The 24,839-nt window shown below is 45.7% G+C and carries 22 protein-coding genes; 19 read left to right on the top strand and 3 right to left on the bottom strand.

Annotated elements, in window-relative coordinates; all coding sequences use genetic code 11:
- The first annotated feature begins 58 nt into the window (after window positions 1–58).
- From GUA98_RS26350 to GUA98_RS26310, 9 genes are all read left to right on the top strand, one after another.
- The gene (locus GUA98_RS26350; RefSeq protein WP_193724915.1) at window positions 59–751 is read left to right on the top strand and encodes a hypothetical protein; all 693 of its coding nucleotides are present in this window, start codon (window positions 59–61) and stop codon (window positions 749–751) included.
- A 272-nt stretch (window positions 752–1,023) separates the two neighbouring features.
- Entirely contained in the window at window positions 1,024–1,983 is a 960-nt protein-coding gene (locus tag GUA98_RS26345) for an ABC transporter permease (RefSeq protein WP_193724914.1), read from the top strand.
- Window positions 1,983–2,852 (top strand): carbohydrate ABC transporter permease, encoded by an 870-nt coding sequence (locus GUA98_RS26340; RefSeq protein ID WP_193724945.1) that lies wholly within the window; start codon window positions 1,983–1,985, stop codon window positions 2,850–2,852. Before GUA98_RS26345 ends, GUA98_RS26340 begins: the two co-directional genes overlap by 1 nt.
- Window positions 2,853–2,875: 23 nt before the next feature.
- Window positions 2,876–4,408 (top strand): extracellular solute-binding protein, encoded by a 1,533-nt coding sequence (locus GUA98_RS26335; RefSeq protein WP_193724913.1) that lies wholly within the window; start codon window positions 2,876–2,878, stop codon window positions 4,406–4,408.
- A gap of 194 nt (window positions 4,409–4,602) precedes the next feature.
- The gene (locus tag GUA98_RS26330; protein WP_227780140.1) at window positions 4,603–6,879 is read left to right on the top strand and encodes a helix-turn-helix domain-containing protein; all 2,277 of its coding nucleotides are present in this window, start codon (window positions 4,603–4,605) and stop codon (window positions 6,877–6,879) included.
- A gap of 36 nt (window positions 6,880–6,915) precedes the next feature.
- On the top strand, window positions 6,916–8,973 hold the full coding sequence (locus GUA98_RS26325; RefSeq protein WP_193724911.1) for a glycoside hydrolase family 65: 2,058 nt from the start codon (window positions 6,916–6,918) through the stop codon (window positions 8,971–8,973).
- Between the two features lie 126 nt (window positions 8,974–9,099).
- Window positions 9,100–10,200, top strand: coding sequence for a glycoside hydrolase family 105 protein (locus GUA98_RS26320; RefSeq protein ID WP_193724944.1), 1,101 nt, complete (start codon window positions 9,100–9,102; stop codon window positions 10,198–10,200).
- Between the two features lie 44 nt (window positions 10,201–10,244).
- A complete protein-coding gene (locus GUA98_RS26315; protein WP_193724943.1) occupies window positions 10,245–12,773 on the top strand; it encodes a glycosyl hydrolase family 95 catalytic domain-containing protein in 2,529 nt (842 codons plus the stop codon).
- A gap of 233 nt (window positions 12,774–13,006) precedes the next feature.
- Window positions 13,007–14,560, top strand: a complete 1,554-nt coding sequence (locus GUA98_RS26310; protein ID WP_193724910.1) for an acetamidase/formamidase family protein — start codon at window positions 13,007–13,009, stop codon at window positions 14,558–14,560.
- Between the two features lie 77 nt (window positions 14,561–14,637).
- Here GUA98_RS26310 and GUA98_RS26305 read toward each other — a convergent pair whose 3' ends face one another.
- A complete protein-coding gene (locus tag GUA98_RS26305) occupies window positions 14,638–15,084 on the bottom strand; it encodes an Lrp/AsnC family transcriptional regulator (RefSeq protein WP_193724909.1) in 447 nt (148 codons plus the stop codon).
- A gap of 326 nt (window positions 15,085–15,410) precedes the next feature.
- Here GUA98_RS26305 and GUA98_RS26300 point away from each other — a divergent pair, with 326 nt between their 5' ends.
- Complete coding sequence (locus GUA98_RS26300; protein WP_193724908.1) at window positions 15,411–16,157, top strand: SDR family NAD(P)-dependent oxidoreductase; 747 nt, start codon at window positions 15,411–15,413, stop codon at window positions 16,155–16,157.
- Window positions 16,158–16,246: 89 nt separating this feature from the next.
- Here the strand turns inward: GUA98_RS26300 and GUA98_RS26295 are convergent, their stop codons facing one another.
- Both GUA98_RS26295 and GUA98_RS26290 read right to left on the bottom strand, forming a co-directional pair.
- Entirely contained in the window at window positions 16,247–16,792 is a 546-nt protein-coding gene (locus tag GUA98_RS26295; protein ID WP_193724907.1) for a hypothetical protein, read from the bottom strand.
- A 128-nt stretch (window positions 16,793–16,920) separates the two neighbouring features.
- Window positions 16,921–17,700 carry a DUF817 domain-containing protein gene (locus tag GUA98_RS26290; protein ID WP_193724906.1) on the bottom strand — a complete coding sequence of 260 codons (780 nt, stop codon included), beginning with the start codon at window positions 17,698–17,700 and terminating at the stop codon, window positions 16,921–16,923.
- Between the two features lie 292 nt (window positions 17,701–17,992).
- Here GUA98_RS26290 and bamE point away from each other — a divergent pair, with 292 nt between their 5' ends.
- From bamE to GUA98_RS30225, 9 genes are all read left to right on the top strand, one after another.
- Window positions 17,993–18,727, top strand: coding sequence for an outer membrane protein assembly factor BamE domain-containing protein (bamE, locus tag GUA98_RS26285; protein ID WP_227780139.1), 735 nt, complete (start codon window positions 17,993–17,995; stop codon window positions 18,725–18,727).
- A 59-nt stretch (window positions 18,728–18,786) separates the two neighbouring features.
- Window positions 18,787–19,470, top strand: coding sequence for a hypothetical protein (locus tag GUA98_RS26280; RefSeq protein ID WP_193724904.1), 684 nt, complete (start codon window positions 18,787–18,789; stop codon window positions 19,468–19,470).
- Between the two features lie 200 nt (window positions 19,471–19,670).
- Window positions 19,671–21,056 (top strand): MEDS domain-containing protein, encoded by a 1,386-nt coding sequence (locus tag GUA98_RS26275; protein ID WP_193724903.1) that lies wholly within the window; start codon window positions 19,671–19,673, stop codon window positions 21,054–21,056.
- Window positions 21,057–21,216: 160 nt separating this feature from the next.
- Window positions 21,217–21,561, top strand: a complete 345-nt coding sequence (locus tag GUA98_RS26270) for a YojF family protein (RefSeq protein WP_193724902.1) — start codon at window positions 21,217–21,219, stop codon at window positions 21,559–21,561.
- Window positions 21,562–21,584: 23 nt separating this feature from the next.
- A complete protein-coding gene (gene bshB2, locus GUA98_RS26265; RefSeq protein WP_193724901.1) occupies window positions 21,585–22,259 on the top strand; it encodes a bacillithiol biosynthesis deacetylase BshB2 in 675 nt (224 codons plus the stop codon).
- A 178-nt stretch (window positions 22,260–22,437) separates the two neighbouring features.
- Window positions 22,438–22,869 (top strand): MarR family winged helix-turn-helix transcriptional regulator, encoded by a 432-nt coding sequence (locus GUA98_RS26260; protein WP_193724900.1) that lies wholly within the window; start codon window positions 22,438–22,440, stop codon window positions 22,867–22,869.
- Between the two features lie 99 nt (window positions 22,870–22,968).
- Window positions 22,969–24,054, top strand: coding sequence for a YhgE/Pip domain-containing protein (locus GUA98_RS26255; RefSeq protein WP_227780138.1), 1,086 nt, complete (start codon window positions 22,969–22,971; stop codon window positions 24,052–24,054).
- 145 nt (window positions 24,055–24,199) lie between these two features.
- Complete coding sequence (locus GUA98_RS26250; RefSeq protein WP_227780137.1) at window positions 24,200–24,499, top strand: transposase; 300 nt, start codon at window positions 24,200–24,202, stop codon at window positions 24,497–24,499.
- Window positions 24,496–24,839: IS3 family transposase (locus tag GUA98_RS30225; protein ID WP_193724899.1), on the top strand; the 344-nt coding region annotated here is incomplete at its 3' end. The genes GUA98_RS26250 and GUA98_RS30225, both read left to right, overlap by 4 nt.

The raw sequence follows: 24,839 nt of genomic DNA, 5'->3' as shown, positions 1-24,839 counted from the left end.
TTAGAAGGGTTTTATTTTTCTGATAAGTTGTTTTAAATCACAAGGGGGTTCGGAGATATTGAAATTTCAAATAAAACGACGGAGTGGGATACCTTTAGTTGTGATTATTCTCTTGATTTCCTCATTTTTATCTTATGTCTATCTTAACGATAGACCGGGTGGATTTTCAGATCAACGGATGTCTAGATTGCTGGGATTGGATGAGACCATACATATCCCTACCGGGAAAACTCCAGAAATAGCGATTCAAAAGTATAGAACAGAACAGTTACCATCACAAATTATCCATGAAGAGCCAGTGGAAGGCGGTATGATTGTATTTACACAAAGAGCAAGCTCGGAATCCAGCAACCTTCAGATAGAATATGTACGAAAGAGGATTTTCGGTTGGAAATGGGGATGGGGTGGAGGATACGGGATTAGTAAATATTCTTCAAATTCACCCGCAATGGACTATATGAGTATGCCTCGTTTGGAGCATATCGAATCTCCTTTTCCCATCATATTCGGAAATGTACTAAACCCTGCAATCAAGCGGATAACGGTCGAAACGAAGGAAAATGGAGCACAGATTTCTACTGAAGCTAAATTGGTTGAGGTGGGGGCTGAAAGAAACATATGGTTTGTATTGCTTCCCTCGACTGCAAGCACTCCACTCAACATAAAGGCATTGAACGAGGAAGGAATACTTATTGCGAGTAAGGAGATACACGATCCAAACGACATCGGAGCTCTACTGATTGGAGACTAATTGCACTCAGCCTGATAAGAAATGCAAACCGAACAAAAGCATAACTGCTGCGTATCTAAGGTCGCCTTATATGGCGGCCTTTTTGTGATTTTTCCCGTACCAACCGATTCTCCACCGAATGAACCAATCCTGCAAAAGCTTGCTGTGTAAGCGATTGGTTCATGATTTGGCCGATTGCACGATTGTTGATCCCGCTGCTCGCCCATATGATTTGAACAGAGGATCCTGCTCATCAATCACATGATTAACTGTTAAAGGGGGCCCGAGATCGTATGGCTGAGCTCACGGAAACACCTGCACGGCAACCCGGAGTTACAGTGGGCAAACGCGTCAAAGAAGGGTATTTGCGAAACATGAGGAAACATTGGATGCTGTATGTCATGATCTTACCCGGTATATTGTTTTACATTATTTTTAAGTATATCCCTCTGGGAGGAAGCGTCATTGCATTTCAGAATTTTCAGATCATGAAAGGGATCTGGAGCAGCCCATGGGTGGGCCTGGATAACTTTAAGTTTATTTTTACGTATCAGGACTTCTATAATGTACTTCGAAACACAGCTCTGATTGCGTTCTACAAGCTGGTCGTCGGGTTTCCAGCTCCCATCCTGCTTGCGCTGCTGTTTAATGAGGTACGGAAGATGCTGGCCAAACGTTTCCTGCAAAGTCTGTTCTATTTACCGCATTTCCTCTCTTGGGTTGTTGTAGGTGGAATCGTCTTTGAAGTTCTTGCCTCGGGTGGTTTTGTAAACGCTGTCCGTGGATGGTTTGGCTTCGAGCCCATTCTGTATATGCAGCAGGAGCAATATTTCCGGCCCATTGTTGTCTTATCTTCGATATGGAAGGAAGTCGGGTGGGGGACCATTATTTATCTCGCAGCCATCAGCGGTGTTGATCCGACCCAGTATGAAGCTGCCGTTATGGACGGAGCTAATAAGTGGAAACAGGCAATTTATATTACGCTGCCCGCGTTGTTCCCAACGATCCTGATTCTGTTCCTGCTGAATATCGGCAATTTCCTGGAGCTTGGTTTCGATCAGGTGTATAACCTGCTGACACCAATGACCTATTCGGTAGGGGATATTATTGAGACATATGTATACCGCTCAGGTGTGCTGCAGGGGCAGTATAGTGTCACGACAGCCATTGGACTGTTCCAATCCGTCATCGGGTTTATCCTGCTCTGGGTCTTCAATCGATTGGCCAAAAAGACAGGGGAGGGGTTGTGGTGATGAAACAAACCTTTGGTGAAAAATGCTTTCAAGTCGCCAATTATGTGTTCCTGACAGCAGCTGCCCTAACCATGATCCTACCATTGCTTCACCTGCTTGCTGTATCTTTAAGTTCGCCAGTTGCAGCCGATTCTAAGGAAGTTTTCCTGTGGCCGGTCGGCTTTACGATGGCTTCCTGGAAACATATTTTACAGAGCTCGGGCCTTTGGCAATCGTTTGGCGTAACCGTATTCATAACAGTAGCAGGGACAGCGCTGAGTATGCTCTTTTCCGTGCTGACCGCCTTTCCGTTATCACGCAAAGAGCTTCTAATCCGCAAACAGGTCATGCTCGGGATTGTCATCACGATGATCTTCAATGCGCCAATGATTCCCTTCTTCCTGACGGTCAGAGAGCTGGGTATGATGAATTCCATATGGGCACTGATTATTCCGGGGGTCATCGGTACGTTCAACATGGTCATTTTGCGCACGTTCTTCATGAACTTGCCGAAAGAATTGGATGATACTGCCCGGATTGATGGCTGCCATGATTTTCGAATCCTGTTCCAGATCTATCTGCCGCTGTCCAAACCGGTTCTTGCCACGATCAGCCTGTTCTATGCCGTAGGATACTGGAATACGTTCCAACGCGCCGTACTCTTCGTTCGGGATCCTGATCTATGGCCGCTTCAGATGAAGCTGCGTGCCTATTTGACAAGTCCGGAAGAGTTGGCACAGGTCAATATGTTCCTTGATGATTACGACTTCAACACGACCACATTGAAAGCAGCGACGATTCTTTTTGCAAGCGTTCCCATTATATTGGTGTATCCTTATTTACAGAAATATTTTGTCAAAGGTTCGCTGCTTGGATCGCTAAAAGAATAAATCATGATCAAGGGGATGATTCGATGAGAAGACGACTGACCCGGAAGTTTGTACCGATCGTACTCAGTATGGCCATGCTGGTAGTCGCCGGCTGCAGTTCCAACACCAGCGATTCAGGGAGTGGTTCTGCTGAAGGCAGCTCCGGTTTCCCAATTGTGAAAGTATTCAAGAGTCATATGGGCATCGGGAGCATGCCCGCAGCTGACGATCCACACGTGAAATATGTTGCTGAGAAGACGGGCGTCCAATACGAGCTGATTACGACGCCTCCCGGCTCGGAACCCTCGGAATATCTGAACCTGATGATCGCTTCCGATGAGCTGCCGGATATTTTGCGCCCGATCGGAGGCGTTGAACAAACACTGATCCAACAAGGAGGAGCCTTGCCCCTGGATGATTTGCTCCCTGAATACGCTCCACATGTCTGGGAAAGTATCCCCCAGGAAGCTTGGGATATTGTTCGCTCAGCTTCTCCCGACGGCAAAATTTATTATGTACCTAAAGTATTCCTCGTCCCGGAACGGGCACCTTTGATCCGGAAGGATTGGCTGGATAAGGTAGGCATGGAAATGCCAGCAACCGTTGATGAATATGTTGAAGTACTCAAAGCCTTCCGTGACAAGGACCCGAACGGCAATGGCAAAGCAGATGAACTGCCCACGAGCGGAAGGGAATTCGGGAGGTGGATGGACCATCTGTTTGCCATGTACGGAGTCGCCATGTGGGAAGGATATCCGGAATGGGACGAATACAACGGCAAGATTCAGTATGCGGGGACAACGGATAACATGAGAGAAGCTATTAAATTCATCCGGATGTTATATGAAGAAAAACTGCTCGATAATGAAACGTTTTTGAACAAAGGGGAAGTATGGCAAGCCAAAATTAACAATAACCTGGTGGGCAGCTGGTACCACTTGCCGGCGAATGTGCGCGATCGACTTAATGCCATGCAGACACAGGCACCGGATGCTTATATCGCAGCGATGCCGCTGCCCAAAGCCGAAGGCTTCGAGGCGTTTGTGACGCAGAAGAGCATGGGTGAGCCGGAATGGATGATCCCGGCCGTGAAGCAGGATAATGCGCCAAATGCATTGAAGTTGCTGGATTTCTTTTACAACCCTGAAAATGATGAATTTGTCCGTTTCGGCCTGGAAGGGGAGCAGCATGAAGTCAAAGACGGACGCAAAGTTATTCTTCCGCCTGCCGACAACAAACCGCTTGCGTTGGGAATGAAGAATCTGACAACTGCAGAGGACATGAACAAACGTATTGAAGAGACGTATCCGGAGGACCAACAGCAAATGGTGAAAGATATGTTCGTTGTGAGCACAGCCGATGCCCGGCAAATTGCGGGTGATGGTCTCCCGGCTTCCGTGTATGAAGGGTTTCCTGATATTCAGTCACATAAGCTGTTTCAGGAAGTGTTGACCAAGATCGTTATTGGTGAGCTGCCTCTGGAGGCTTATGATGAATACGTGAAAAAGTGGAATGCCTCAGGAGGCGAAGTGGTCACCCAGCGGGTCCAGGAATGGTATGAGAAGGTGAAAAAGTGAAAGTGCAATAAGTGCGTGAACATTTAATTATATTAAATGATGGTGAATACAGTCAGAACAGCGGGCAAGTGTGAGATCAAAATGCTTGAAGAAGTCAAAATAGGCAGTAAGGCCGGGTCGCACCGGGCAGGTCGAAACTGTATAATTGCGGTATATTGCACATAAGGTGGGAGATATCAGTGACCCTTTCCTTTTTGAAGTGGTTAAAATTCAATTTCACCAATTCCCAGACCCGGCTGCTGCTTATTTTGACCATTGTAGTCTTCACAATTATTATCGCAGTAGGCATGACAACGTATTATTCGGCCAAGTCGGTATTACAACAAGAGCTCAGTGAACCGCAGCACCAGATGCTGCGCATCAGCATGAATGATATTGATGAAGTGATACGAGAAAGCGACCAGATCGCTGTGAAAATTGCACTGAATAACCATGTGTTTAAATTTCTCACGAGTGAGGTGCAGGGGTCATACCGCAATATCACCGAATTGGTACAGTATCTTGAAACCTTGACGAGCAGTACTCCTTTTATTAAAAGCGCTTACATTTATGATGTGGAAAGGGAAAGCATGGTCGCTTTTCCCCAGGGATATAGTTCAAGCAAAGTTAATTTTCCCGATTCGGGCTGGGTGGGTGTGGCTGCTGAATTAAATGACCGCCCCATGCTGGTAAAACGGCGGGAGACTGCTGCAGGTTCAGGAGTTCCTGCCTCCCAGATCACACTTTATCGCAAGATTATGCTGGCGGGTCAACTCAAAGGGATCATTGCCATCAATTTCAAAACGGATCAAATCTTCAAGCACATGCTTCTCTCTTCTGTCTCTGACCTTGATAATCATCGTTTCATTCTGGATGCCAACAATAAGCCATTATATGATCTTGGAAATTATCCAATAGGAGAGGAAGCGGTGGACCAGGTCCTCGCGACTCTGGAAGGCGAAAAGCTTGGTGAGTTCAAGCACGAGGGCCAAGTGCTGCTCGCTTCACAAACGATGTCCCCATATACAGGTTGGCGCTATCTTTCAATTATTTCCCAGGAAAGTTTACTGTCCAATGCCCAGAAGATTAGGAACATTGTATTCTTCGTTTCCCTGTTGGCACTTGCTGCAGGCGCCGCTACGATTGCTTTTTATAACAGAGCAGCCTTGAGACCGGTGAAACGGATGAGACAACTGCTTAGCGGATATGACCATCACCGTATCAGTCCAGAGTTGATTGATCTCGAGAAAATAACAGGACAACTGCTGACCGACCATGCACAGCAAGCCATTAATCTCAGACAAACACTTCCTGAAGCATGCTCCAAATTTCTGACCGATATCTATGCGGGACACATGACGGGTTACCGTGAAATTGGTGAAAAGTGGAATCGATACTTCAAAGAATGGAGTGATCGTCCACTGACAATGGCTATGTTGTCTATTGATAATTATCACGCATGGTGCGAAAGGTTTAAGAAGTCGGATCAATCCCTTCTGAAATTTGCCATTGCCAATATCATTGCAGAACTGCTGTCAGGAGAGTGGCGTCTCCTTCCTGCAGATCTGGGTAGGGACCGAGTCATCATCATGCTGCAACCGCTTGATCCCAGCAGAGAGACGGATGCATGCACATCAATTGATGAAGCGCTGAAAATGATTCCGAAACTGCTCAAGTTCCAGGTCTCCGCAGGCATAAGCGAGAACCACGATGGATTCAAGGAGCTTCAACAGGCGATGCAGCAAGCAGACAGCGCTCTGAATTTCAGGTTGTACCGCGGATATGAACAAGTGATACGGTTTAGGGACATCTCTGGTCACGAAGAACATGTACGTGCAGAGGAAAATGAACTCCTGTCCCAATTGATTGAAACGATCGAAGCTGGAAGTGGTGAAGAGGCCATCAGGCTCATGGAAAAAACACTTCACCGAATGAAGAGTGAACGGTGGCATCCGTCCTCGGCGATAGTATTTCTTGAATCTGTAGCGGAGACGCTGGAACGAATTCACATGAAACGGGATCCTGAGGCTTGTGGGTTCCGGATTTCCGGTATGCGGACGATGAATCTAGAGTCTGCATGGTCACTTCTGCGTAATGAGGCAGAAGTGCTCGCAGCATGGTATGACAGCATGCAGCTCAGGAAGGACTATATCATCTGCCAAACGATGATTGCTTTTATGAATGATCATCTGAAAGACCCGGTTAGCATACAGGACATTGCTGAGCATGCGGGTATCGGTTCGAGTTTGGCAAGTCAGCTGTTCAAGCAGGAAATGAACGACACCATTCTTGGTTACTTTACGAAGCTGCGTATGGACCGGGCTTGTGAGCTCCTGAGGGAAACCGACTACAGAATATCTGAAATCGCTTCTATGGTGGGATATCAGCATGAGAATAGTTTTATCCGTGTATACCGGAAAACCAAGGATATTACACCGGGGAAATACAGAGAGAGGACGCGGGCCCGCAGGGATTCCTTGTTGGAATCCTAGTCCCCCATCCAATGAAGAGAAGGAGGAACAGCTTACATGAACCGTAAAACGATTGTCACTCGAAACCATCCGGTATTGACCCAGCTTGAGCCCAGGTCTCCTTTGTCTGTTGGCAATGGCGAATTTGCGTTCAGTGCTGATTTTACCGGCCTTCAGACTTTTCCGGAAGCATACGAAATCCCTCTTGGCTCGCAGTCCAATTGGGGATGGCATTATACCGGAGGGCATGAGGTATTTAGCGATCAGGATATCGTCTACCAGTCGTTTGAAACGTATGGACGGAAGGTGGCGTACCCCATGAAACCTGAGAACCGAGAAGAGGCGTATCACTGGCTGCGGCAGAATCCGCATCGTCTTCAACTGGGACGCCTTGCGTTTCGGATACTAAAAGAAGATGGAGAAGAAGCAGATACGTCACATGTGAATCCGGTACGACAGGAATTAAATCTGTGGACAGGTACAATTTACAGTGAGTTCACCGTAAATGGGGTCAAGGTTCAGGTGGAGACTGCCTGTGATCCGGAGAAGGATGGCATCGGTATTCGTGTACATTCAGAGTTAATCCGCAAGGGACGTCTGCATTTGTTCCTTATTTTCCCCTGTCCGGATATGACACATCGAAGCTGGTCCAAGTCCGTTTTTCCTGATTGGGAACAGGACAGCAGACATCGCACCGAGCTAGTGGCGAAGGATTCGATCTCAGCTTCACTCAAACGGATCTTGGATGAAGACGAATATGGTGTGAGGTGGATCTGGGACAAGGGGAGTCTGGAGCAGACCGGAGCACATGAGTTTACGCTTATTCCTGAGGCAATGGAGCATTCAGATAGCTGGTCTTGCAGTGTTGCTTTTGCTGCGTCGAGCCCATCTGTTCAATCAGCTGAGGCCGTATTCCACGCCAGCTCGGTCCACTGGGAGCGATTCTGGAACAATGGAGCAGCTATGGATCTATCCGGCAGTAAAGATCCCCGAGCAGAAGAACTGGAGCGACGAATTGTACTGTCCCAGTTCCTGTGTGCCATACACAGTGGCGGCTCCATGCCGCCTCAGGAAACGGGCTACATGTATAATAGCTGGTTCGGTAAAATGCATCTGGAAATGCACTGGTGGCATGCCTCACATTTTCCTCTATGGGATCGTACACATCTGCTTCGCAAAAGTATGGATTGGTATATCGCCATTTTGCCCAAGGCTCGTGAACTGGCACGTTCACAGAAATATGCTGGTGCGCGCTGGCCCAAAATGGTCGGGTATAACGGTGAGCAGAGCCCTTCACCGGTTGCACCAGGGTTAATCTGGCAGCAGCCTCATCCGATGGCACTTGCCGAGATGTGTTATTTGGCGGAGCCTGAGAGGGCTGTATTGGAAAGGTATAAGGACATCGTATTCGAGGCAGCTGACTTTATGGTTTCCTTTGCCCACTGGGATGCAGAAAAAGAGGCATATGTACTCGGTCCGCCGTTGATTCCGGCTCAGGAAAATCATGCCATGAGTGAAAGTCTGAATCCGCCATATGAGCTGGAATACTGGAAATTCGGCTTGGAAATCGCCGCTATGTGGGCAGAGCGGCTGGAGCAGCCTGCGAATCCGGAATGGAAGAAGGTTGCGGCTCATATGGCAAGTCCTGTGCATGAGAATGGAGTGTATCTTGCGCACGAGAATTGTCCTGACACATTTACGGTCAAAAACCATGATCATCCTTCCATGCTCGGAGCGCTAGGCCTGCTTCCCGGAACGCTGATTGACAACAAAATTATGAAAAATACTCTTCTTAAAGTGAAAGAATGCTGGGATTGGGAATCCGCATGGGGCTGGGACTTTCCGATGTGTGCGATGACAGCTGCGAGGCTGGGTGAACCTGAGCTGGCCATTGACTTTTTATTGATGGATGCCACCAAAAACACCTATTTGCCCAATGGACACAATTATCAAAGGCCAGGATTATGGGCTTATCTGCCTGGGAATGGTGGACTGTTAACTGCAGTAGCGATGATGGCTGCCGGATGGAGTGGTGAGGAAGGCAGGAACAATCCGGGATTTCCGCAGGACGGGAGCTGGTCCGTTCAATGGGAGGGGTTGCACCCCCTGACCTGATCGGATTAGGTGATCGTTTGTTCACACTTTGAGGTGTCGGGAATGGCTTGGCAATAAAACGCGAGCGAAAAAGGAGCGATTACGTTGGTTGAAACGTTAACAAAGGACTCTACTCAGAATCGCAGAATGTCTGCCAAAATTGCGGATACGCTGGTCTCCGAATGTCGGGATGGCAATCACCCCAAAATTGCCGGGAAATGGGGGTACGTTGCCGGAATGACGCTTCTGGCCCTCGAACGTGCGGCGGTATGGAACAGTGAATCTCGATATCGTGAACTGGTTCTCCATCATATGGTCGGCCTGATCGATAAAGATGGTACCATCCGAAACTACCAGCTTGAGGATTATAACCTGGACATGATCAATGAAGGCAAAAATCTCTTTTTTATGTGGAAGCATACGGGGGATGAGAAATACCGTCAAGCCATCCTGCGACTGGTCGACCAGCTGAAAGGGCAGCCTCGAACCAGTGAGGGCGGATTCTGGCACAAAAAAATATATCCATTCCAGATGTGGCTTGATGGGATCTATATGTCTTCTCCGTTTCTGGCCGAGTATGGGCGTGTGTTCGATCACCGTGAGAGCTTCGATGAAGTCGCGCATCAGATCCTGCTAATTGAGCGGAAGACCCGGGATCCGCGAACGGGTCTGCTGCATCATGCATGGGATGAGAGCAGGGAACAGCGCTGGTGTGACCAAGACACGGGTCAATCGTTCCATGTCTGGGGCAGGGCGATGGGGTGGTATGCGATGGCTATAGTGGATGCATTGGAGCATTTTCCAATGGATCATCCCCAGCGCGGCCAGATCATGGGCATCTTCGAGAGAATGGCCTATGCAATCGCCCGTGCCCAGGATCAGGAGAGCGGGCTGTGGTATCAAGTCATGGACCAGAACGGCAGGGAAGGCAACTATTTGGAAGCATCGGCTTCGTGTATGCTGACCTACGCCCTCGCCAAGGGTCAGCGTCTGCATTATTTGGCTGAACTGGATCGCAAAGTTGTTGATCAGGCGTATGCCGGTATTCTCCGTCACTTGGTCACGGAGGATGAACAAGGGGTACACCTGCACCGCATTTGTCATGGGGCTGGACTTGGAGGCAAGAAATATCGTGACGGTTCTTATGCTTACTATATAAGCGAACAGATCGTCAGCGATGCCCAAATGGGAGTAGCGCCATTCCTGCTGGCCAGTATTGAAATGGAAATGCGGGGAGCAAAAGCGTGAGGAGATCAAACAGATCTCATGCGGGGAGACCCGAAAAAAACAAGATGATTCTCAAGTATCCTGCTTCATGGTGGAAGGGGATGTGGAGGGAGGCGCTTCCTTCCGGTAATGGAAAAATGGGTGCCTCTGTGCGAGGTAGTATACATCAAGAAGTGATTTTACTGCAGCATGGTGAACTATGGCATTGGGGAAAAAAAGATGAACTCCCCGACGTCAGTCACACATTGCAGGAGACCCGGAGACTTATGGACGCTGGGGAATTTTCGGAGGCAAGTTGGCATCTGACCCGTGCCGTGCAAGCAGAAGCATATGCATCCAAACTTTCCTCCCGGTTTCCAATGGCTGAACTGACACTCACCATGCATTGTGACAATGCTTTTCACCATTATCGCAGGGAACTGGATATGGAAACGGGAGAAGTTCATGTGTGTTGGGAGGAAGGGGAGCGACAGATTTCAAGAAGTCTTTTTGTCTCTCGTGCAGATGATTGTGTTGTGTACAGAATACACGCTGAAATACTGAGCAGGAGCGATTCGGTACAGGTACGGGAAACCGGAAGAAAGCCAGTCATAACGGGAAGTGTGGGTTTTCAATTTCCGCCGGGTGAACCTGAGCGGGATGATGAAGAGTTTAAGGAATTGAAAATGTCCGTTACGGCCAGAACGGATGAAGATGAGCAATATGTTTTTTATGGTGGCAGAAATGACGATGGGCAGGATTATGGCGCTGTCATGCGGCTAATCTGTGTGGGAGATGAACTTGGGGCTGGAATGATGGCTTCCCGTATGGCATTACATTTCCCGGGAAAAGGGGTTGACATTTCAGACAAAGAACAGCGAAATGACAGCGGAAAACAAGCAATTCACGCAGCAATCCCGTTTGAAACGTCGGGCGATGTGCTCGTTCTCGTGAAAATGTTTGTTACAGGCAAGCGAGAAGAGGAATGGGTACGGCTGAAGCAGGAGCTGGCAGGACTAGAGGCTGATTATAATTCAATACGATCCAGACATAAGGAGCTTCATCAGCCCTTGTTTCACTCCGCAGAGCTTGATTTGGATGATACGGCTGATGACGGGCGCAGTAATGAAGAGCTTCTGTTAGATGCCTATGAAGGCGAAGCTCCCTTGGGATTGATTCGGAAGATGTGGGCGTATGGTCGATATCTATTCATTAGCGGAACCTCTGAGGAAGGCAATATGCCTTTTGGGCTTTACGGGCTGTGGGGAGGAGATTACCGATTAATCTGGGGTCATCACATGGCGAATGAAAATGTTCAGATGATGTATTGGCATTCTGCGGTTGGCGGATTATCCGACATGAACCAGTCTTTATTTCGGTATTATACTGGTTTGATGGATGTCTTCAAGGAAAATGCACGCAAGCTCTATGGCTGTCGCGGGATCTACATCCCTGCTGGAACTACGCCCGGTATAGGCATCCCTAATCAGATTGTTCCTGTAATCATGAACTGGACCGGAGCAGCCGGGTGGCTGGCCAGACATTATTATGAGCATTTTTGGTATACCGGTGATATGCAATTTCTGCGTGAGCAGGCGCTGCCCTTTATGAGAGAGGCATTACAGTTCTATGAAGATTTTCTGGTGCTGGACGAAGAGGGCATGTATATGATATATCCGTCCGTTTCACCCGAGAACACACCGCAGAATTTCATGCCTCAGGATGGTAAACAGCTCGCACATCCCATGCCTACAGCCATTAATGCGACAATGGACGTCGCCATCATCAAGGAATTATTGCAGCATACCATACAAGCGAGTCGGATACTCGGTGTTATAAGCAGTAAAATACCAGAGTGGGAAGGCATACTTGAACGACTGCCTTCCTACATGTTGAATAAGGAGGGAGCTGTCAAGGAATGGCTTCATCCTGCGTTTGAGGATCGACAAGATCATCGACATCTGTCCCATCTATACCCTATTTTTCCTGGACAGGAAGTCAGTAGGGAAGAGGAGCCACTACTATATGAAGCCTTCGAGAAAGCAGTACACCAGCGGAAACTTAGAGCACAGAGTGGGTGGTCCCTGGCTCATATGTCTTCAATCTATGCCCGGCTGGGCGACGGAGAACGGGCTCTGTGCAGCCTGGATCATCTTGCCCGTTCCTGTGTTCTATCTAACGGATTCACACTCCATAACGATTGGCGTAATATGGGAATTTGCCTGACGTTAGATGCAGCTCCAGTTCAGTTGGATGCGAATATGGGCTGGGTTAATGCCGTACAGGAAATGCTGCTTCAGGTCTTGCCTCAGCGGATCAAGCTGCTTCCGGCACTACCTGCCAGAATGCTGCGTGGAGAGCTGCACAATTGGCGTATACCCGGAGGCGTTCTGTCACTAGCATGGGACCGCAAGTCAGGGACATTTCAAGCCGAGATAGCTGCCACTCGGCGAATATCCTCGAAAGTTCAGCTCCCTGACTGGATCGATATCTCTTTGTGTAAACAGCACGGAAATAAGAATTTTAAATCAATCTCCATGGGGGACGGTGCATTCCTGCTTCATTTAGAAGAGGGGGAAAAGTGGTCTGTCCAAATTGAACACGATGTAATATGAGACGCTTAAGAAGTCGCCCAAGTGGCGACTTCTTTTATTGTGTTAATAGACCATAGAATCTCTGATAGATTTGTAAAAGTTAATATTATTAATATATTTACACTGTTTATATTAAGAAAATAAATTGAAAAACGCTTAAAACTTTATATTGTTAACTCCGAAATTGTCTGTTATACTTCGATTCATAACAAGTTAGATAATATAACATGGTAAGTTGACAGGAGGAGTTATGAATGGGGAATCGATTGAAATGGAAGGTTTTCGCTGCTTTATCCATTGGTTCACTGCTTATATCAGGTGTAAATGTAGTTAATGCTGACATCGATCAAGTGTCTGTTAAGCCAAAGACACATGTTCTGAAGGCAAATTCCGAAAATGTCCGGTGGGGCAATATCGGCAAGGGTGAAGCAGTACTCACCGTCAACTCCGGGGATATCGTTACGGTGGATGCGATTACTCACCATTCCGGCGACGACTATGAACGAATGATCAAAGGTGACGCTGGCGTCGAAGACATTTTTCATTGGACCGAATCCGAGAAGACGGAAGCAGATCGTGGTCCGGGAGTACATATCATGACAGGCCCAATCGCGGTTGAAGGAGCAGAACCGGGAGATGTGCTGGAAGTGAAGATTTTGGATATGAAACTTCGTCCTAATGGCAACGGCGAATATGCAGGCAAAACATATGGTTCCAACGTGGCGGCAAACTGGGGATTACTATATGGAGAGATGGAAGAAGAACCGGTGACACGGGAGGTTGTGACAATATACGAAATGGATTCAGAAGGCGGTACGGATTACGCCAAGGCACTATATAGCTACAGATGGACGCCTCAAACCGATCCGGATGGAAATGTGCATCCTACAATTGATTATCCTGGTGTTGTGGTTGATCATACAACGGTGAAGGAAAATCACAATGTTCTGAAAGACGTTCGAGTGCCTGTAAGGCTCCATTTTGGTACCATGAGCGTAGCTCCAAAGGAAGCAGATATCGTTGGTTCGGTTCCACCTTCCTATTATGGCGGAAATATCGATGACTGGCGTGTTACCGAAGGAGCAACCATGTACTATCCGGTTTCTGTTCCGGGAGCACTGCTGTCGATCGGTGATCCACACGCAGGACAAGGAGACTCTGAGTTAAATGGAACAGCCATTGAAACTTCTGTAACTGGTGATGTTCAGATTATTCTTCATAAAAAGGATAAGCTGGATAACAAATTAAAGTCGTTAAACTTCCCATTGCTGGAAAATGAGAACGAGTGGGTGGTCCATGGTTTCAGCTACGCCAACTATCTTGAGGAACTGGGTGAGGATGCCCAGAAGGAAATCTTCGAAAAGTCTTCCCTCGATAAGGCGATGAAAGATGCTGCGCATAAAACCAAGGCTTTTCTAATGAGAGGCATGGAACTAACCGAAGACGAGGCATACTCTTTAATGTCGGTAACTACCGATTTTGGAGTTACACAGGTAGTCGATGGGAACTGTGGAGTTCATGCGATTATTGACAAAAAGTTGTTTGGAGAAGCTGAACGAAATATGACACCATTACGCAGCAGCTTTGAACAATTTGGCGCCAAGATCGAATGGGAGCCAAAATCGAAAAGGGTATCCATCCTGTATAATGGCAATACACTGTCAGCGAAACTTGGAGAAACGAAGGCTTCATTCAATGGAGGAACCATTAGATTGATTGCTCCTATTCAATTAAATGTCCAGAAGTCAGCTGAGGTAAGTGAGTATTTCGTCGATTTCTACCAAGCCAAGCTTTCCAAGACAAACTAACTCATTTCATAAAGCAATAATTCCTTCATATTCATAAGAAGAACCGTTGGTCTTTATGCCTGACGGTTCTTGTTTTTTTATATATTCAATCCATCCTGATTTTTGTGTCGTTTCATCAGAATCTGTGTTTCAGCACGGACGATACCTCTCAGCGAGTAGATGGATTTGTTCATGAATTGTTCCATCTCTTCAATGCTCTCGACTAGAATATGTATATGGAGGATGCAGGGACCGGTCATTTCGTATAACACAGCAACTTTATCATTTTGTTTCAACGCTTCTATGATCTCATTCAAATATGCAGGCTCCACTTCAAGCTCCAAATAGGCCGATATCTTTTTGCCGAGCTTTTCAGCGCTGATTACAATGGAGAACTGTTCAATGATTCCTTGATTGACAAGCCGGTCTATGCGCTCTTTGACGGCAACACCAGACAATCCAACCTCTTTAGCCAAATCGGTATAGGATATACGGCTGTTTTGAGCCAGTCTTCGTAAAATATGACTATCAATTGAATCTAACATGTGTTTCACTCCTTTCCGCTTCATATTGTAACAGAAAAAAAGACAACCCGCCCGTGCGGGGTACATAATCCCTGAAAATTGGAACACACTAACGACCGTAGTGGGATGAAGTGTAATTGCTGAGTTGCTTCCATATTTCCGCTTAATATTACTCGGCATGTTAACTGGTAAATATATAGTAGCTTGACAATACTCATTAACAGGAGTACGATTAATTGTGTCAAATAAACGACAAAACTTACGTTTTAACTAAATCATATGATTATGGTTACATATAAAGTCACGTTAGTTTTGTCTAAAATTCAACAATTACTGGAGGAATCACCATGACTAATCTTAAAGACAAAGTAGCAATCATTACAGGCGGAGCTTCCGGAATTGGTTTGGCTACAATAAAAGCCTTCTTGGATAAAGGATCCAAAGTTGTTATTGCAGATTACAATGAAGAGCACGGCAAAGCTGCCGAGCAGGAATTAAAACAAACATATAGTGATAATGTCGTGTTCATCAAAGTTAATGTTGCCGACGAAAAACAAGTTGAAAACCTGGTTACAGAGACAGTGAAGCAGTTTGGTAAACTGGATGTCATTTTCAATAATGCAGGTATTGGTGTTCAAAAACCTTCGCATGAATTAACGGACGAAGAATACAAACGTGTCATTGCAATCAATCAGGACGGCGTCTTCTACGGTGCGAAATATGCGATCCGTGAAATGCTGAAAACGGGCGGAGGATCTGTAATCAGCACTTCCTCGATCCTGGGTTCCGTTGGTGAACCAACATCGATGCCGTATGCGGCTAGTAAAGGTGCAGTCAACCAAATTACGAAATCACTCGCGCTGGAGTATGCTGACCGTAACATCCGCGTCAACGCAGTTGCTCCTGGATTTGTGGAAAGTGGCATGGTTAACAAAGAAGCTCTTGGTGAGTTCTATGATAGCCTGGTTGCCAAACATCCACTTGGACGTCTGGGCAATCCGGAAGAAATTGCACATGCCGTCGTATTCCTGGCTGAAAATGATTTCGTTACAGGAACAACCGTCTTCGTAGATGGCGGATACCTGGCTAAATAAGATTCTAATAAAAAGGAGGCTCCCTTAATGGGAGCCTTTTTTTAATACCTGTTATTTCAACTTCCGGGCGGAAACCGTTAGAGTTGTTGTTATTGAGGAATAAGCTTTAGGAAAGCTTTGCTGTCAAAATCATCAGCTTGTATTAGCCATTTACCATCTTTGTTTACAAGGGAAAGTCGCCCCTCCAATGGAACGCGTTCCAGATTTCCGTTTTGCTGATCCAATACCAGATCCATCGTGTAGTCCAGATCGACATAATCTTCGAGCTCCTGATACACAGTGAACTTCATGTTTTCGGGTTGAAGTGAAGCTTGTTGAATCTCTGCAGCTTTCAAAGCCAGCAATACATAACTATAATTCACTGGTTTATCTGCATAACGTTCAGCATAGTAGGGCTCCATCTCAGCATACCGCTCCAGAAGGGCATCTTCAGGTAAGGGCGATTCCGGGACCTCGCCGATCGTATATTCTTTTGTCTTAAAGACTTCAGCTGCAATGGTGGCCTCTTGTATAGGTGTCATCGCAATTTCATTAGGTACAGGTTGCTTGGTATCTGCCTCGGTTTGAAGACACCCTGTCATCATTAAAATGATAGACAACAACATGAACACAGCGAGCCAAGAATGTCGTTTCATCCATCAACATCTCCTTTCGACTAGAATGACTAACCATCTTATACGTTTCAGATGGGAATGAGTCTCCTAATTTTTGCTAATGGAGTCATTGTTGGACGAGAAGACCATTTCTAATATCAGTCTTATACTTAGTTGGGTCCAGTGCTCGTTCGATTGGCTTTGACATATTTAAGCTGGGCGACAATGATGACGCTAATGATTACGAGTAGGAACCAGGAGCTGATTTTGCTGAAACTAACCAATTGCCAGGCATCGTGCTGGTCAGGGTATTTCCAGCCATTAAAGAATGTAGCAATATTCTCGGCAGCCCAGATAAAGAATCCTACAATGATAAAAGCGAGCGATAAGGGCATACGATATGTCTTGGTCCGTACTCGGTAGATGATCCATGTTTTCCAAAAAACGATAAAGACCAAAGCCGTCAGCCACCAACGAAAATCAGGAATGAAATGGTGGGTGAAGAAATTGAGATAGATGGCGCCTCCGAGGAGAAAGGAGGGTACGAAACCTGGCCATCCAGTCATGTCCATGCGTAATCTGCGCCAGATCTGGCACATGAAACTTGCCACACTCGCATACATGAAGCCGCTGTATAGCGGCACTCCAAATACTTTGGTGAATCCAGGCTCTGGATATGCCCATGAACCCATGCTTACTTTGTACAGTTCAAGAACCAGGCCAATAATATGAAACACACATATGACTTTAATTTCATCCCGGGTCTCCAACCCACTTCGGTACATGAGATATTGAACACCAAGCAAGATCAGTAGAATGGCGTCGTAACGATAAAAGAATGGAACCTCGATTACGCTGGTAATGGCTAGGGTTCCGAAGATGGCCACAGGGAAAATGCAGCTCATCGCTTGATGATAGCCGAAATGCAGCAATTGAATAAAAGCTTTCAAATCGGGAAATCTCCTTCCGGTACTTGTTCTAAATAGTTGTTGAATTCATGTTTGTCTTCTATAAGTACATTTGTAGAGCTATCGTTAATCATACAAAGTCGAAACCGAAGAAAAAAGAGAAATTAAATGATGAATCTCTTCTTGTTTTTCGGTTAGGCATATACGTGTCAAATGGCCCAAAAAGGTTTAAATCTATATACAAAAGTTTCTTCATGAGAGAAAATTAGGATTTATACATATGAGAGAGAGGAAGATTGAGTTGAAGAAATGGCATTACCCTTTATTAACATTTATGCTTATAGGATTACTTGTTGCTTGCGGAGGGCAGAAGGGGGTAACCCCGGAAGTGTACAAGCAGATTCAGGAAGGTATGAGCCAGCAGGAAGTAGAAGAATTGGCGGGTCAGCCCGCTGAGAAAGAAGCCAATAATCCCTATGATGTATGGATTTATAATGGACAAGATGGAATTGAACGAGGCGCAACGGTGCGAATCGAATTTTCCAAAGAGGATCAGGTTCTGTTCAAATCTCAGAAAAAGCTGTTTGAGGCGCCCAAGGCCGAAGAGAAAAAGTATAACCCGGAAGGAGAACTGAAGGAGTTCATCTCCACATTCAACAACCTTGTCAGTCAAAACCAAGACATGGAGTTCCTTCAGCCGATTTCGACGGAAGGCCTGGATTTCAAAAGAACAACCTTTTACGATGGACAAGGCACGATTATTACGGTATCCGACCCAGCAATGATTAATGATGCGAATCAATATTCGAACAAGATGCATTTTGAAATCAAAGAGGATGGGACTTTAAACGAGATTTATTATATTGGTGCAGATCTTGAATATCCTGTTCTGATGTTACATGCGCTTAATGTTAGTGAGGAAACCATTGATCAAATCCTGGCGAGTTATAAGGATATTGATGTGGAAACGTTGGAAAGTAAAAGTTTTAACTTTAATGAGGGTCGCTATTCCATCGTCGTTAAGAACGATACACCCCGAACGTTAGTGGTGACCATGAATGACAAGTAACGCAATAACGATATTTATTTCGGCATGTAATATGTCTAGAAACGGCAGATGATGATAGGATGAAGAAAAATTCCAAGTTGGTCTGGATATGCCTAGTCGTTCTTCTAATCCTTATGGGGTTCTACAACTATCAACTCCATGCGGCGAGAGAAAAGACAGAAAATTTTAAAAAACTGTATCAAACCAAGAATGATAGTGGCTTTTTGACGCTGTTGAGAGAAGGACATTCCTATATCCCATTGGCGGAATCACTCGAGAAAATTAGTAAAGTAACCGACGAGGAAGATCCTGCTAAGGTGCAGAAACTCATCGAACTGGCCAAGAGCCAAGCAGACGAAGCTGATTACTATCTTCGAACGCTTATTCAGTTTAGTGATAGTTATGTGAATGATGTTAATCCTCAATTCATGGTTAATCAAACAGTTATGAATTCAAAGAAGCAGGAGGAGCTGTATCTTCTTACTTCGCAAGCAGGTGTCTTTATGCCCATGTACGAGATTAGTTACAGCTATTGGAAAGATAAACCCAAACAGATTTCACCGAAAACAAAAGAAATGCTCCATTCCATGGCCAAAGAGCTGAGAGCCCTGGATGATACCCTGCAGGAGTTCAAGGAAAAGGCTGTTTACACGATGGAGTGGGGAGAATTTTCAGACAAAGAGCAGATTAAGGATCTTACTCAGAGAGCCATTAAGCCTCATTTAGAGAAGCTAATCCAATTGAAGAGCGAGTTTGGAGGATAGTCCAGATCGTGTCACTGAAAGACGTATAATTGTTCCATAAACAAAATAGATACCAGATACATCGTTTACGATACAAGTCGCCGAAATGGCGGCTTTTTTCGATGGTGTCGACAGTTTCGTATTTTTTCCATAATAAATGTGACGTATGAATATATATGCTTTATAGTAGAAAATAAAAGCAAGATCCGAGGAGTCCTTATATGAACAAACAAGCAGTACCGTTAAATTCGTTGACCAGTGTCACGGACGGAGGCCATATCATTTATTTGTTCGAGGATTTCGATCGTTATGTTGATAATGCGGTATCCTATATTCTAACGGGTATAGATCAAGGTCATCACATCTTATTGATAGAAGAAGCGGACACATATCTTGATATTTATAACAAGCTCAACGATGTTATTTCCAGTGACCAGCTTCAGTATCTTCATTATGCTAACAACGTGGATTATTACGGTTCACGGGGGGATTTTAGTTTTCAGCACATTCTCACTCATTTTCATCAGGTGATGGGGACGGTACAAGAGACTAACATGTCCATTCGTACGTGGGCCAATGTAATGACGTGGGGGGAGCATAGCGAAGACAAGATCCAGGGGAATTTGGTGGATTATGAGCGAGAAACTTGCAATGTAGTCCGTGAATACGGGATGGTATCTGTATGCGCATATAACTCAACTACCATTTCTTCGTCCTTGCAGCTTAAGATGATGAGAGAGCATGAATATATGATGACTGACGTGGAATTTGTGAAATCACCCTTATATAGTCATCTGTCTTCGGACGAGATCGTATTCCCTTCCCTTTCAGTACAGAGAAGATTGCTTAACGAACAGAAGCATCTCTTGATCGAGAAGGAAGCCATGGAAATGGCCAATCAGGTGAAGAGCGAGTTTATAACCACCATGAATCACGAGATTCGGACCCCGATGAATGGTGTGTTGGGAATCACGGATCTGTTGGCTGCAACCAATCTTACCGACAAGCAGAAGGAATATGTGGCCACACTGAAAAAAAGCGGGAAGTCTCTGCTGCGTATTGTCAATGATGTTCTGGATTATAGCAAATTGGAATCAAATCATGAACAGCTTCTTAAGGAAGCCTTTAGCATCAGAGAAGCCGTAACGGATACGCTGGATATTCTTCGTGTTGGAATTTTGAATAAGAAACTGCAAGTCCACCTTTCCATTGATCCGGATATTCCAGAGATTCTGATAGGGGATGATGGAAGATTCAGACAGGTGATTCTTAATCTGCTGGGAAACGCAGTGAAATTCACGGATGAAGGCGACATTTCCTTGGTGGCCAGACTGCTCTCCACAAATGCTGGTAAGGTCCGGCTTCATTTTACGGTCAGGGATACAGGGATTGGAATTCCTCAGGATAAACGTAGTCAGCTGTTTATTCCATTTCACCGAGTGGATAACAGTGTTACTCGCAGGACAGAAGGTACAGGTCTCGGATTAGCGATATGTCATCGAATTGTACAGTTAATGAATGGTGAGATTGCTATTGAAGCGGAAGATCTGACGGAGCGTGGGACCACAATTACCTTCACTGCGGAATTTGATGCGTATACAGCTTAAGGAATGGAATAAACCTAGTCACTTAGACGCTCATTTAGAGGACATATTGGTGCTCACTGATGCATGTAAGCGGTTAGGTGATTACGAATTGTTATTTACCCATGGACATATGGTAAAATGGATGAAGTATTTATCTTTCAGACCACATAAGGAGATCACTATGCAACTTATACAACCTCAAGATGTCCAAGCCCGGCTCAATGGTTTCATTGATCAGGATCTATACTTACACCTCGAAATGACGACAGGTGCGTACGCCAATCACTACGATAGCACACGTCACCCTGCCTCGGCTTTCATTTCGAATGCAAACATTCGGTACACACAGGGATCCATTTCAGGCACGAACCCATACCGGGTAGGCTTAAAAACGACGACGGGTTGGGTTTATGCGGAAGGCCTTACCCATATTGATGAAAATGAAAAGGATCGATTGATTTTGGCTGGTCATGACAGCCAGGGAAAATTGGTTGTGGCCTTTCAACTTAGTCGGGAGAGTTTCTGATGGAAGCGGAGGATCGAAACAGCATGAACAATAAATCACACGAAAATGAACGCATTTTAGTAATATATCCCCATCCTGACGACGAGGCTTTTTCCGTTGCCGGAACGCTCGCAAAATATATTGATGGCGGTGCATACGTTACGTATGCCTGCCTGACTTTAGGCGAGATGGGGCGCAATATGGGCATTCCGCCATTTGCGAACAGGGTCACTCTGCCTTGGATCCGCAAGGTGGAACTCGAAGAGTCTGCTCAGGCGATTGGTATTCAGGATTTGAGAATGCTTGGTTTTCACGACAAAATGATCGAATTCGAGGATGCACATCTGCTTGATAGCCGCATCATGGATTTGATAGAGGAACTCAAACCAACCATCGTTTTTACCTTTTATCCAGGTTATAGCGTGCATCCCGATCATGATGCTACGGGTGCTGCAGTCATACGGACGATTTCCCGGCTGCCGGCAGAAGAGAGGCCCATCGTATATTGTGTTGCTTTCTCCAAAAACCATGAGCAAGCCATCGGAAAGCCAGATGTACATGTTGATGTAAGGGGATATCTGGAGCAAAAAATGGGAGCCATTCAGGCTCACCGTTCGCAATTTCAGGCTGCAGAGCTTGTCGGTAACCGGAAATTGGATGATGAAGAAATCCAGTGCAGATTCGGCAGAGAAGCATTCTGGACGTATCGCTTCGAGTAAAATATCTGATCTCTGTTCAACCCAAGAACAGCGTAGCCGCCTTTATGGCGGCTTTTTCATTTTAACCGAGTAGGGCGTAGGACTCAGAAACATTAGATTGACAAAGGTTCAAATTAGGGATATTCTTCTTAAAGTATATTAATAGGCTATGCTAGTATTTCAGGGAGGGCTTAACCTGATGTCAACTCATCAAGAGAAAGATCCCATTGGATTGTTATTATCCAGAACGTACTTTGTCCACAAAAAAAGAGTTACCCATCTGCTGCAGGATTACGGCATTACCCCTGAACAATTCGGGATGCTTGAACAACTGTATCAGAACGAAGGCATTACACAGAAAAAGTTATCCGAACTTCATGGGAAGGATCAAACGAGTGTCGGCAAGACATTGGAGCGGTTGGAACATAAGGATCTTATTATTCGAAGCACCGATCCTGTGGATCGGCGAGCCATCCTGCTGCGGCTTTCCGAGGAAGGGAAAGAGCTTTATTTACAGGTAGTTCCCCTGATAAATGATATGGATCAGTCCTTGAGAGAGTTAATTACCCCGGAAGGGGCAGAACAACTTGCCGTACTGCTCAACAAAATTTATGAAGGAATCTCCAGCTGATTCGTCAGCTGACTTTTTTTGCAGATATACATGCACAGCCTATTATATGTTAGCCTATTAATTTGAAATTGGAGCCATATCCAAGAAGGAGAGAAATACATGTCTGTTTTTTCAGTACTAAAGGATTTTATGAAGATTCTGCAAACCAAGATCGGATTGGTCTTTGCTTTGGTTGTTCCATTGATATTCACCATTGTCTGGTTAACGGGATACAACGGAGCAACGGAACGAGTGGACCAACTTAAAATAGGTATTATTAACTCGGACGGCGAGAATGGACAGCAAATAGAAAAGATCATTCAGGAAACAGTCCCTTTCCAAACAGAGAACTATGCATCTCTTAAAGAAGCGGAGCAAGTCATGAATGATGGGGATATTGGCATGATTGTAAGCATTCCTGCCGAGTTCGCTGCGAATCTGGACAAAGGGGAGGGGCAATTAACGTATTATGTGAATCAGGCCGCTTCGGAAGTTTCCAGATCCATACTGGAGGGTTCGGCTGAAGGGATATCTGCCAGCGTAGGCGCTCAGCTAACAGGAATCGTTCAAAAAGAAGTGGTCACGACAAATGTGGTCAAGTCTAACAACATCACCAATTTTGCACTCAGCATGCTGCCTATGATCCTTGGATTTATCACATATATCGCAGTGATGACCATGAATATTCAATTGAATCTGTCAACCATGATCCTTAGCCACAAGTACGACCGATGGAACATTTTCTGGGCCAGACAGCTTCTGTTATTGATGGTGTGTATCGTAGCGCCTCTCATTATAACGACTGTAGCCATGCTGTTTGTCACACCTGTCGCTTCCTTCTGGCAAATGTGGGGATTCCATATTCTCGTATATATTGCCTGCGTATGCCTGACTCAAATGTCATTTGTACTATTTGGTGGATTGGGAGCACTGTTTAACGTAGCCATGATTCCTTTCCAGCTCATGACAGCTGGCAACATTATCGCAACCGAAATGCTCACACCATTCTATCGTCACATCGGGGATTTCCTGCCCGCATCCAACGCTGTTCGGGGATACGTCCGACTCATCTATAGCGGAGCGCCAGTGAGTTCAATCGTGATTAACCTTATGTTGATTGCACTGGTTACATGGGGAATAACCTGTGTACGTGTAGCTTTGCATAGAGCACCAGCACCTGGCGCAGCAACCAGTAACGCTCATTAAACATGACAAGCAATATATACGCACAGAAATAGTAAATATGTTTGCATGATAAGTCGCCTAGCAGGTATTATCCCCTTTTAGTAGACATGAGAAAAAAGACATCTGTTAAGATGAACTTAATCATGTGAACGAAGGGGATTTTTTCATGGCTAAAAAAGGACAAACATACCGGCGGTACTCCTTGGAGTTGAAATTGGAGGCCGTCCGGCTGGTCAACGAAGAACATATGAGTATACGTGAAGTAGCGACGCGTTTAGATATTCAAAATAAATCTCAGGTACAAGTGTGGGCAGCCAAAGCGAAACAGGGAATGAGTCTAGAACCTGCTACACCCAAACGGGGACGCCCTAGAACCAAGTTTTCCAGTATGGAAGAAGAGATGGCGTATTTGCGGGCGGAGATTGAATACTTAAAAAAGCAGTATCCAAATCTACACAAGGAGTGACGAGTAAAGCAGCCAGATTTCAAATCATTGAGGACCTGAGAGCACGCCTTGGTCTGGCTTGGCTCTTGAAGTTAGCTGCGGTTTCCCGCTCGGGCTATTACAAGTGGAGAAAAAGCATAGCAGCCGCAAAAGAGCGTAGACACAAAGAACATGAACTAGAATCCCATTTGCTTGCCATTCATCGCGTGCATCCTTACTTTGGCTATCTTCGAATGACCGTTGCTTTACGACGGGAAGGCCTTCGAGTCAACCACAAAAAGGTGTACCGATTAATGAAACAATTAGGCATCTGTTCTGTCATTCGAAAAAAGCGTCGATTCTTTGGAAAACAAGCCTCTGT

The sequence above is a fragment of the Paenibacillus sp. P13VS genome (assembly GCF_015143645.1).
GTDB classification, from domain to species: domain Bacteria; phylum Bacillota; class Bacilli; order Paenibacillales; family Paenibacillaceae; genus Paenibacillus; species Paenibacillus xylanilyticus_A.
Note: the sequence above shows the minus strand (reverse complement) of the source record. Positions and strands in the feature narration are given on the sequence as shown.